2 protein-coding genes are annotated in these 12641 nt (G+C 71.4%); both read left to right on the top strand.

Going from position 1 to position 12641, the window contains the following annotated elements:
* Window positions 1–11906, top strand: an 11906-nt coding sequence (locus G4D86_RS51180; protein WP_164003014.1) for a non-ribosomal peptide synthetase, incomplete at its 5' end; no start/stop codon positions are given.
* 430 nt (window positions 11907–12336) lie between these two features.
* Window positions 12337–12641, top strand: a 305-nt coding sequence (locus G4D86_RS51175; RefSeq protein WP_205520429.1) for a condensation domain-containing protein, incomplete at its 3' end; no start/stop codon positions are given.

Raw genomic sequence — 12641 nt, 5'->3', positions numbered from 1 at the left:
TCCAGTTCGCCAACCTGGCCTTCGACCTGTCGGTGGAAGAGGTGTTCACCACGCTGACCTCCGGGGCCACGCTGGTGCTCGCGCCGCTGGAGAAGCTCATGCCGGGAGCGCCCCTGCACCAACTGCTGCACGAGCAGGCGCTCACCGTCATCAGCCTCACGCCGGCCGCCCTCGCGGCCACGCCGGCGGACGGACTGCCCGAGCTGCGCACCGTCATCTCCGGTGGCGAAGCCCTACCCGCCGACGTGGTGGCGCGCTGGGCTCCAGGCCGCAGGCTCCTCAACACCTACGGCCCCACGGAGGCCACCGTCATCGCCACGCTCACCGAGTGCGTTGCAGACGGGCGGGTGCCCTCCATCGGCCGGCCGCTCGCCAACGCGCGTGCGTACGTGCTGGACCCGCGCGGCGAGCCGGTGCCCGTAGGCGTCAAGGGAGAGCTGCACCTCGGAGGCGTGGGAGTGGCGCGCGGCTACCCCGGCCGCCCGGCCCTCACCGCGGAGCGCTTCGTGCCGGACCCGTTCTCCGGCGAGGCGGGCGCGCGCCTGTACCGCACCGGCGACGTGGTGCGCTGGCGCGAGGACGGCACGCTCGACTTCGTGGGCCGCGCGGACGCGCAGGTGAAGGTGCGCGGCTTCCGAATCGAATTGGGCGAAGTGGAGTCCGCCCTCGCGAAGCTGCCCCCGGTGCGCGAAGCCGTGGTGGTGGCACGCGAGGACGGGCCCGGCGGCAAGCGACTGGTGGGCTACGTGGTGGCGCGCGAAGGCGCGGACACGGACGGCGCCACACTCCGCACCGCCCTCAAGCAAACCCTGCCCGAGTACATGGTGCCCACGGCGGTGGTGTTGCTACCCGAGCTGCCCCTCACCCCCAACGGCAAGGTGGACCGCAAGGCCCTGCCGGCGCCGGACTTCGCCAGCGACGCGAAGGACTACGTCGCGCCCCGCACCCCTACCGAGGAGCGCGTCGCGGAGCTGTTCAGCCAGCTCCTCCACGTCGAACGCGTGGGTGCCACCGACAACTTCTTCGACCTCGGCGGACACTCGCTCCTGGCCACGCAGGCCATCAGCCGCATCCGCGCCGCCTTCGGCGTGGAGCTGCCCCTGCGCGCCCTGTTCGAGTCCCCCACCGTGGAAGGCGTGGCGCGCCTGATTGACGCCGCCCTCGAAGGCAGGGGCACACCGACCATCCGCAAGCAGCGGGACACCCTCGCGCTGTCGTTGCCGGTCATCCCCCTGGAAGACGTGGCCGCGCGCGAGGAGGCACGACCCCGCCCCGTGGAGCCGCACGGCGATTCAGCCCAGGCCCGTCCGCTCTCCGACGAGGAGCGTCAGCAGGTATTGGTGGACTGGAACGCCACCGCCGCTGACTACCCGCGTGACTCCACCGTGCCCGAGGTCTTCTCCCGCGTCGTGGCACGCTTCCCCAACAAGGTCGCCATCGAATTCGGTGACACGGCGCTCACCTACCGGCAACTGGACGAGCGTGCCAATCAGCTCGCCTGGCACCTGCGCCGCCTCGGCGTCTCCACCGGCTCGCGCGTCGCCGTGGCGCTGGAGCGCTCCCTGGAGCTCATCGTCACGTTGGTCGCCATCCTCAAGGCCGGTGGCGCCTACGTCCCGTTGGACCCGAGCTACCCCCGTGAGCGCCTCGCCGCCATGCTGGAGGACTCGCGCCCGCTCGCGCTCGTCACCACCGGCGCGCTGCTGCCCAGGCTTCCCGCCGAGAGCGTCTCCACGGTGGTGCTCGAAGCCCTCTCCCTGGAGGGCCTGCCCACGCACGCGCCGCCTCTTTCGGCCCTGCCCGACAGTCTCGCGTACATCGACTTCACCTCCGGCTCCACCGGCAGGCCCAAGGGCGTGGCCATTCCGCAGGCCGCCGTGCTGCGCACCCTCTTCGGCGTCGACTACGCGCACCTGGGGCCGGACGAGACCTTCCTGCACATCGCCCCCATCTCCTTCGACCCGTCCACCTTCGAAATCTGGGGCCCGCTGCTGCATGGCGCGCGGCTGGTCATCTTCCCGCCCCATGCCCCCTCCGACGTCCAGGAGTTGGGTGAGGTGATTACCGGCCGCGGCGTCACCACCCTGCTCATCACCGCAGGCCTCTTCTCCCAGCTGGTGGAGCACAACCTGCCCTCCATGCGGGGGCTGAGGCAGGTGCTCTCCGGTGGTGACGTGGTGAGCGCGCCCCACGTGCGTCGAGTGCTGGAAGAGCTGCGCATCCCCTTCACCGACTGCTACGGCCCCACCGAAGTCACCTTCGTCACCTCCTGCCACCGAATCACCGACGCCTCCACCCTGGGCGCCTCCGTCCCCATCGGCCGGCCCATCGGCAACACCCAGGTCTACGTGCTCGATGCCCAGGGCCAGCCCGTGCCCCCGGGCGTCGTTGGCGAGCTGTTCGCTGGCGGAGACGGCCTGGCGCGCGGCTACGTGGAGCAGCCCGCCCTCACCGCCGAGCGCTTCGTCCCCAATCCCTTCTCCTCCGTCCCCGGCGCACGCCTCTACCGCACCGGAGACCTCGCCCGCTGGCGCGCGGACGGCATCCTCGAGTTCGCCGGCCGCGCCGACGCCCAGGTGAAGGTGCGCGGCTACCGCATCGAGCTGGCGGAAGTCCAAGCCGCCCTGCTCGCCTTCCCTGGGGTGCGCGAGGCCATCGTCGTGGCCCGTGAGGACCGTCCTGGCGACAAGCGCCTCGTCGGCTACGTCGTCGCGCCCGAGTCCCTGGACCTGGCGGCCCTGCGCGCGGACCTCAAGCAGCGGCTGCCCGAGTACATGGTGCCCTCCGCCGTGGGACGGCTGGACGCCCTGCCCCTCACCGAAACCGGCAAGGTGGACAGGAAGGCCCTCCCGGCCCCCTCGTCCTTCCAGTCCCAGAGCACCTCCCGTCCGCCGCGCACCGAGTGCGAGCGCGAGCTGGCGGCGCTCTGGGCGCGCATCCTCCAGGTGGACGCGCCCGGTGCGGAGGACGACTTCTTCGAGCTGGGCGGCAACTCGCTGAGCGCCACGCAGGTCATCTCCCGCGTCCGCAAGCACTTCCGCGTGGAGCTGTCCTTCGCGGACTTCTTCTCGCGGCCCACCATCGAAGCCCTGGCCCGGCGCATCGAGGAGCTGTCGGTGGACCGGCCCGCGTCGCTCCAGCCCCTGCTCCGGCCCCGGACGGGAAGCGGCCACCCGCCCCTGTCCTTCGCGCAGCAGCGCTTGTGGTTCTTCTCGAAGCTGGAGCCCGACGGCGCCACGTACAACCTGCCCTTCGCCGTGCGCCTGGAGGGCACGCTCGACGTGGCCGCGCTCGCGAGGACGCTGCGGGACCTGCTCCAGCGCCATGAAGCTCTGCGCACCACGCTGCAGGAGCACGACCACCAGCCCGTCCAGGTCGTCGCGGACCGGCCCGCGCTCCCCGCGGGTTGGCTGGACCTGGAGGCCCTCCCCGAAGCCGAGCGCGACGCCGCGCTCCAGCGCCTCATCGAGCACGAATCCCAGCAGTCGTTCAACCTGGAGACGGGCCCGCTGTGGCGCGTCCTCCTGGTGCGCCGCTCGGAGCAGCAGCACGTGCTGCTGCTCACCCTCCACCACGTCATCGCGGACGGCTGGTCTTTGGGCGTCCTCACCCACGAGCTGAGCACGCTGTACACGGCGCACGTCGAGGGCCGCCCGGCGAGCCTCGAGCCGCTGCCGGTGCAGTACCCGGACTTCGCAGTCTGGCAGCGTGCGTGGCTCCGAGACGAGGTGCTGGACACCGAGCTCGGCTGGTGGCGCGAGCAACTCCAAGGCGCGCCCAAGGCCCTGGAGCTGCCCACCGACAGGCCTCGTCCGGCCACGCAGAGCTTCCGCGGCGCCGCGCACAGCTTCCATTTCCCGCGCGAGCTGTCGGAGGCCCTCGAAGCGCTCTGCCGCCAGGAGGGCACCACGCCCTCCATGGTGGTGCTCGCCGCGTTCCAGGCGCTGCTCTCGCGCTACTCCGGCCAGGACGACATCAGTGTCGGCACGCCCATCGCCGGCCGCACGCACGCGGAGCTGGAGGGCCTCATCGGCTTCTTCGTCAACACGCTGGTGCTGCGCACGAAGCTGGACGGAGACCCCAGCTTCCGCGCGCTGCTCGCCCGCGTGCGGGATGTGATGCTCGGTGCCCACGCGCACCAGGACGTCCCCTTCGAGAAGCTGGTGGAGACGCTACGGCCCGAGCGCGCCCCCGGCCGCCCTCCGCTCTTCCAGGTGATGCTCGCGTACCAGAACGCGCCCATGCCCGAGCTGATGGGCCCAGGGCTGAAGATGGGCGGCATGAAGGTCGAGAGCCGCTCGGCGAAGTTCGACCTCATCCTCGCCATCTCCGACCGAGGCCATGGCCTGAGGGGACAGCTCGAGTACAGCACCGACCTGTTCGACGCAGCCACCGCGGCGCGAATGGTGCGACACCTGCGCGTGCTGCTGGAGGTGGCGCTCGCGGCCCCGGACCGGCCGCTCTCGAGCCTGTCCGTACTGACGTCCGAGGAGCAGCACCTGCTGTTCCACGCGTGGCGCGAACCGTCCGCCGCCTCGGTGGGAGACGCCAGCCTGCACCGGCTCTTCCGGGCGCAGGCCCGCCTCACGCCGGACGCGGTGGCCGCGGAACTGGAGGGTCAGACACTCACCTGGGGTGAGCTGTACCAGCGTGCCCGTCAGATGTACCGCTCGCTGCTCGTGCGCGGGCTGGTGGAGCTGTCCGAGCCGCCTCCGCTGGTGCCGGTGCCGCACACGGACGCGCTGCCCCTGTCCTTCGCCCAGCAACGCCTATGGCTCCTCGACCAGCTCGAGCCCGGCAGCCCCGCCTACAACATGCCCCTGGCGCTGCGCGTGTCCGGAGTGCTGGACACCGAGGCCCTGCGCCTCAGCCTCGAAGCACTGGTGCATCGCCATGAGTCGCTGCGCACCACCTTCCGCGAAGAGCCCTCCGGCCCCGTCCAGGTCATCTCTCCGCCCGCCGCCCTGCCGCTGGACGTCGTCGAGCTGAGCCACCTTCCCGAAGGCTCGCGTCAGGCCGAAGTGCGCCGCCTGACTTCCGCCGAGGCGCTTCGCCCCTTCGACCTCGCCTCCGGCCCGCTGCTTCGCGCCTCGCTGCTGCGCCTCGGCGCGCAGGAGCACGTCCTGCTGGTGACGATGCACCACATCGTCTCCGACGGTTGGTCCCTGGGCGTGCTGGTGCGCGAGCTGGTCTCCTTCTACGAGGCCTTCTCCTCTGGCCAGTCGCCGCAACTGCCACCCCTTCCCATCCAGTACGCCGACTTCGCCTCGTGGCAGCGCGACTGGTTGCAGGGTGCCGTCCTCGACAGCCAGGTCGACTACTGGAAGCAGCAGCTCTCCGGCGCTCCGGCCCTGCTGGAGCTGCCCACCGACAGGCCCCGCCCCGCCGTCCAATCCCAGCGCGGCGCCCTGCTGCCCGTCCACCTGCCCCTGCCTCTGTCCGAAGCCCTCTCCGCCTTCTGCCAGCGCGAGGGTGCCACTCCCTTCATGGCCCTGCTCGCCGTCTGGCAGCTGCTGCTGGCGCGCTACTCCGGCCAGGACGACGTCTCCGTCGGCTCTCCCATCGCCGGCCGCACCCGGGGCGAGACGGAGGGCCTCATCGGCGTCTTCCTCAACACGCTGGTCCTGCGCACGCAGGTGCGGCCCCAGGCCACCTTCCGCGAGCTGCTGGCCCAGGTGCGCGCCACCACCCTGGCCGCCTACGAGCACCAGCACCTGCCCTTCGAGAAGCTCGTCGAGGAGCTGCAGCCCCAGCGCAGTCTCAGCTACTCGCCCCTCTTCCAGGTCATGCTCGTGCTGCAGAACACGCCTTCCGCGGCGCTGTCTCTGCCGGGCCTGTCGTTCCTCTCCCTGGAGCGCGAGGCCGAGGCCACCAAGTTCGACCTGACGCTCTCGCTGGCGCAGACGCCCCGCGGCCTGTCGGGCACGCTGAGCTACCGCACCGACCTGTTCGATGCCTCCACCGTCTCCCGCATGGTGGAACATCTGCGCACCCTGCTGGAGGCCGCGGTCTCCTCGCCGGACACGCGCGTGGGGGACCTGCTCCTGCTGTCCGCCTCCGAGCGCCAGCAAGTGCTGGAGACCTTCAATGCCTCTCCGGCGCCCTTCGCCACGCCGGCCCACCTGCATGCCCTCTTCGAGGCGCAGGCCGCGCACCACCCGGAGCGGCCCGCGGTGGCGTGTGAGGGCCAGGTGCTCACCTACGGGGAGCTGGACGCCCGCGCCAATCAGCTTGCCTGGCACCTGCGCTCGCTGGGCGTGGGGCCCGAGACGTGCGTGGCGCTGTGCCTGGAGCGCTCGGTGGACACCGTGGTGGCGCTGCTGGGCATCTGGAAGGCGGGGGGGGCCTACGTGCCACTGGACCCTGCACAGCCCGCCCTCCGTCTGCAAGCGCTGGTGGACGAGGTGTCCGCGCCCGTGGTGGTGACGAGCTCGGCGCAGGCGGCCGCCTTCGAGTCCTGCCAGGCGCGGCAGGTGGTGTTGGACACGGACGCCGGGCTGCTCGCGAGCCAGCCCATGGATGCGCCGCCGTGCGGTGTGTCTCCCGAAAACGTGGCCTACGTCCTCTTCACCTCGGGCAGCACGGGCCGCCCCAAGGGCGTCGCTGTCTCCCACGGGCAGCTCGCCCACTACGTCCATTCCGCCACCGAGCGGCTGGGCCTGAAGGACTGCGAAAGCTTCGCCCTCGTCTCCACTTTCGTCGCCGACCTGGGCAACACCGTCCTCTTCCCCTCCCTTTGCACCGGCGGCCTGCTGCACGTGCTCACCCACGAGCGCGCCAGCAGCCCCGCCGCCGTCGCTGAGTACTTCCAGCGTCACGCCGTGGACTGCATGAAGCTGGTGCCTTCTCACCTCGCCGCCCTCATGACGGCGGCAGAGCCTCGCCACGTTCTGCCTCGCAAGAAGCTGGTGCTCGGCGGTGAGTCCTCCTCCTGGGCCCTCATGGAACAGGTGCGCGCGCTCGCTCCCGACTGCGAGGTCTTCAACCACTACGGCCCCACCGAGACGACGGTGGGCGTGCTCGCAGGCCGCGTCGAGTGGCCCACCAAGGGCTCCTCACCGGCCACCGTGCTCCTGGGGCGGCCCCTGTCCCATACTCACATGTACGTCCTCGACGAGCGCCTGCAGCCGGTGCCCGTCGGAGTCCCCGGCGAGCTGTTCATCGGCGGCGCCCAGGTAACGCGTGGCTACCTCCGCCGGCCCGAGCTGACGGCGGAGCGCTACCTGCCGGACCTCTTCAGCCCCACTCCCGGCGCGCGCATGTACCGCAGCGGCGACAAGGTGCGCTGGCTGGCCGACGGACGCGTCGAGTTCATCGGCCGCGCCGACTTCCAGGTGAAGGTGCGCGGCTTCCGCGTGGAGCCCGGTGAAATCGCCACCGTGCTGCGCGAGCACCCCGCCGTGCGCGAGGCCCTGGTGGTGGCTCGCGAGGACGTCCCCGGTGACAAGCGCCTGGTCGCCTACGTCGTCCCGTCCTCCGAGCCGGTGCCCGCCGAGTCCCTGCGCGCCTTCCTCCAGCAGCGACTGCCGGCCCATATGGTGCCTTCCGCCTTCGTCTCCCTGGAGGCCCTGCCACTGACTCCCAACGGCAAGGTGGACCGTAAGGCCCTGCCCGCACCGGAGGCCCCCTCCAGCCCGGAAGACGCCTACGTCGCCCCGCGCACGCCCACCGAGGAACTCCTGGCCTCCCTCTGGGCCGCGCTGCTGCGTGTGGAGAAGGTCAGCGTGGAGGACGACTTCTTCGCCCTCGGCGGCCATTCCCTGCTCGCCACCCAGGTCATCTCGCGCATCCGCTCCACCTTCGGCGTGGAGCTGCCGCTGCGCGCCCTCTTCGAGGCCCCCACCCTCGCGGGCCTCGCCGCTCGCATCGATTCCGCCCGTGAGTCCGCGCATGGCCTCGTGGCCCCCGCCATCGTCCCCGTGCCCCGCACCGGCCCGCTGCCTCTGTCCTTCGCCCAGCAGCGGCTCTGGTTCATCGACCAGCTCGAGCCCGGCGGTTCTTCCTACAGCATCCCCCGCTTCATTCGCATGCAGGGCTCGCTGGACGTGGCCGCCCTGCGCCTCAGCTTCGAGGAGCTGGTGCGGCGTCACGAAGCCCTGCGCACCACCTTCACCCAGCAGGACGGCCAGCCGCTTCAGCTCATCGCTTCCCATGCCGAGCTGCCGCTGCCCGTGGTGGACCTCAGTGCAATGGAGCCCGAAGCCGCCCGTGAGGAGCTGCAGCGACGGCTCCGCGAGGACACGCTGCGGCCGTTCGACCTCGCCGGCGGTCCGCTGGTGCGCGCGGGCCTGTGGAAGCTGGGTCCAGTCGAGCACGTGCTCTCGCTCAACCTGCACCACATCGTCTCCGACGGCTGGTCCACGGGCGTGCTCGTGCGCGAAGTCGCCGCGCTCTACAACGCCTTCGTCCAGGGCGGGCCGTCACCGCTGCCGCCGCTGCCCATCCAGTACGCCGACTACGCCGTCTGGCAGCGCCAGTGGCTCCAGGGCGCGGTGCTCGAAGCCCAGCTCGCCTGGTGGAAGCAGCAACTCGCCGGCCTCACCGTCCTGCAGTTGCCCACGGACAAGCCCCGCCCGCCCGTGCAGACCTTCCGCGGCGCCCAGGTGCCCGTCCGTCTCCCGCTCCAGGTCTCCGAGGCGGTGAAGGCGCTGTGCCGCAAGGAGGGCCTGACCCCCTTCATGCTGCTGCTGGCGTCCTGGCAAGCCCTGCTGGCCCGCTACTGCAACCAGCGGGACGTCTCCATCGGCTCGCCTATCGCCGGACGCCAGCGGGGTGAGACGGAGGGCCTCATCGGCTTCTTCGTCAACACCCTGGTGCTGCGCTCGCACGTGGACGGCACCCTGTCCTTCCGCCAGTTGCTCCAGCAGGTGAAGGAGACGGCCCTGGGTGCCTACGCCCACCAGGATGTGCCCTTCGAGCGGCTGGTGGAGGAGCTGCGGCCCGAGCGCGACCGGAGCCGCGCCCCGCTCTTCCAGGTCCTCTTCACCCTGCAGAATGCCCCCGCCTCCTCTCTGGCGTTGCCCGGCCTCTCCTTGCGCCCTGTCGAGGTGGACATCAGCGCCATCAAGTTCGAGCTGGAGCTGGGCCTGACGGCGACGGCCCAGGGCTTCAGTGGCTCACTGGGCTACAACACCGACCTCTTCGACGCAGACACGGCCCGGCGCCTGGCCGAGCACTTCCGCATGCTCACCGAAGCCCTGGTGGCACGGCCCGACGCGGCCCTGGCTTCCGCGCCCCTGTTGACACCCGCCGAGCGCCAGCAGGTGCTGATGGACTTCCAGGGCCGGTCCGAGGCGTACCCGCGCGACGTCTGCCTGCACACCCTCATCGAGGACCAGGCTCGCCGCACGCCTGACGCCGAGGCCGTGCGCTTCGAGGACCAGGCCCTCACCTATGCCCAGCTCGATGAGCGGGCCTCGCGGCTCGCCGCGTACCTGCGCCACCTGGGCGCCGGCCGGGAGTCGCTGGTGGGCGTGTGCCTGGAGCGCTCGCTCGACTTGATGGTGGCCCTGCTGGGCATCCTCAAGTCCGGTGCCGCCTATGTCCCGCTGGACCCCGCCTACCCGCGCGAGCGGCTGGCCGGGATGCTGGAGGACTGCGCCGCTCCCGTCCTGCTCACCCACCGGCACCTGCTCGGCGTGCTGCCCGCCCACGCCTCGCGCACCGTCTGCCTGGATGAGGACTGGGCCTCCCTTGCGCCTCCGGCGTCCGCCCTGCCAGCGTCACCGGCCACGCCAGACGCGCTGGCCTACGTCATCTTCACCTCGGGCAGTACCGGCCGGCCCAAGGGGGCCATGAATGCCCACGGCAGCATCGTCAACCGCCTGCTGTGGGGACAGCAGGAGTACGGCCTCACTCCGGCCGACACCGTGCTGCAGAAGACGCCCTTCAGCTTCGACGTCTCCGTCTGGGAGCTCTTCTGGCCACTGATGGCGGGCGCCCGTCTCGTCTTCGCCAGGCCCGGAGGCCACCAGGACCCGGCCTACCTGGTGAAGCTGCTGGCCGAGCAGCGCATCACCACCGTGCACTTCGTGCCCTCCATGCTCCAGGCCTTCCTGGAGGAGCCCGGGCTGGAGCGCCTCACCCACCTGCGCCGGCTCCTCTGCAGCGGCGAAGCCCTGCCCGCGCAGCTGGCGCGCCGCGCCCACCAGAGGCTGCCTTCCACCCAGGTGCACAACCTCTACGGCCCCACCGAGGCCGCCGTCGAAGTCACGTACTACGCCTGCCCGCGAGATGAACTGGCCCGCGGCGTGCCCATTGGCCGCCCGGTGGCCAATACCCGCATCCTCCTCCTGGACGCCTCGGGCCAGCCGGTGCCGGTGGGCGTGCCGGGCGAGCTGTACATCGGCGGCATCCAGGTGGCCCGAGGCTACTGGCGCAGGCCGGAGCTGACGGCCGAGCGATTCCTGCCAGACGCCTTCTCCTCCGAGCCTGGAGCGCGGCTGTACCGCACCGGCGACGTGGCGCGCTGGAGGATGGACGGCACGGTGGAGTACCTGGGCCGCGCCGACTTCCAGGTGAAGGTGCGCGGCCTGCGCATCGAGCTGGGGGAAATCGAGTCCGCCCTGCGCCAACAGCCGCAGGTGCTCGACGCGGTGGTGGTGGTCCGCGAGGACCGGCCCGGAGACAAGCGACTGGTGGCGTACGTCGTGGCCCGCGAGGCAAACGGCGTGGACGTCGCGGCGCTGCGGCTGGCGCTCAAGGAGAAGCTGCCCGAGTACATGGTGCCCACGGCGCTGGTGGTGCTGCCCGCGCTGCCCCTGAACCCCAGCGGCAAGGTGGACCGCAAGGCCCTGCCCGCTCCGGATGTCTCGGCGGCTCGCGCGGAGTACGTCGCCCCTCGCACCCCGCTGGAGGAGCAGCTCGCGCAGGTGTTCGCCGAAGTGCTGAACCTGGAGCGTGTGGGCATCGAGGACGACTTCTTCGCCCTCGGGGGCCACTCCCTGCTCGCCGTGCGCCTCCTCGCGCTCATCCGTGAGCGCACCGGACTGGTGCTGCCCTTGTCAGCGCTCTTCCAGGGCGCCACCGTCGAGCGGCTCGCCGCCCTGGCGCGGCAGCTCCAGGAGCCAGGCCCGCGCACGCCCAACCTGGTGCGGCTCGACACGGGCACCTCGCGGCGCCGGCCCCTGTTCCTCATCCACGGCGGCGGAGGCGCCCTGCTCAGCCATGCCGAGCTCGCCCGCCACCTCGGCAACGCGCGGCCCATCCAGGGCATCTTCGCCCCCGGACTGAACGGCGGCGAGCTGCCACCCGCCTCCATGGAGGCCCTGGCCCGCCTCTACGTGGAGCAGGTGCGCGAGGTGCAGCCCCACGGCCCCTACCTGTTAGCGGGCTGGTCCCTGGGCGGGCTGGTGGCGTACGAGATGGCGCGGCAGCTCGAGGCCCTGGGCGAGCAGGTGGGGCTGCTGGCCCTCATCGACAGCCACGCGCCCAGCGGCCGGGCCGAACCGGTGCCACCGCCGCTAGCGCGGGTGGCCACCTTCGCCCGGATGGTGGGACTCCCGCTGCAGGACCTCCCGGCGCTCGACGTGGAGCACCTGAGCGGTCTGGAAGGCGCGGAGCTGATGGAGCGGGTGATGGAAGGGCTGCGGAACCTGCCCGCCGTCGGGGCCCTGGAGCCGTCCCAGGCCGGCCGTCTCTTCGCCGTCCACGAGCGGCTCACCGCGGCGCACTTCGGGTACGTGCCGGGAGGCCTCTATACAGGCGCAGCCGAGTTCCTTCGGGCTTCGGTGCCCCCCGCGCTCCCCAGGGCCGCGGATGGGGGCTGGCCGGCCTGGGTCTCGGGTGGCGTCAGGGTGAGCGAGGTGCCGGGTGACCACACCACCCTGATGCAGCCGCCGAACGTCTCCACCCTGGCGGAGAAGCTCAACGAGCTCCTGCGTGCGCTGGAGCCCGGGGACTCCTGATGGGAAGCGGGAGCCGAAGTGCCAGCACGGTGCAGACAACCCGTATGAATAGGCAGACATTGAAGTCCATGTCTGCCTTGTCCTGCGCCGCGTCCGCAGTCAGCGATTGACCTGCCGCGACGTGCCTCCAAAGCCCCCGCCTCCGTAGGCAAATTGGCCAGCCCGGGACAAAGATGGTCTCTTTCGGCCAGATTATTTCCGATGAGAGTTCACCCAGCCCCGGTCCCCTCAGGCGCGGCCGGACAGCCCCTCCACCACGCGTGATGAGCCTTCAGTCCTTGAGTGACCGCATGTCTGCGCGGACTGGAACGGCCCCAACGCCTGGCGCACCTTTCTCCTGATGAACTCACGCCGCTGCGCACGTCCAGCGGCCCCGGCGGACCGGTAGGTCTCCGCCGGCCCTCCGCGTAGCGCGAAGGCCCCCTCCTTTATGACCTTGTCCCCTGAGCAGAAGCGCGCGCGGCTCGCCGAGCTGCTGCGCGAGAAGAACCGTCAACCCCAGCGCGCCCCCACGTCCTTCGCCCAGGAGCGGATGTGGCTCCAGGAGCGCCTGGCCACCAGCAGCGCCACCCTCCACGTCCCCGTCGCCGTCCGGCTCTCCGGCCAGTTGGATGAGGAGGCCCTGCGCCGCGCACTCCACGAGCTGGTCCTCCGCCACGAGCCCCTGCGCACCACCTTCGTCGAGCAGGACGGCCGCCCCTTCCAGCTCATCGCCCCCGTCCTCGAGCCCTCCCT

The sequence above is a fragment of the Pyxidicoccus caerfyrddinensis genome, from assembly GCF_010894405.1.
Taxonomy (GTDB): Bacteria; Myxococcota; Myxococcia; order Myxococcales; family Myxococcaceae; genus Myxococcus; species Myxococcus caerfyrddinensis.
The sequence above is the reverse complement of the archived record's forward strand: the minus strand, read 5'-3'. Positions and strand labels throughout refer to the sequence as shown.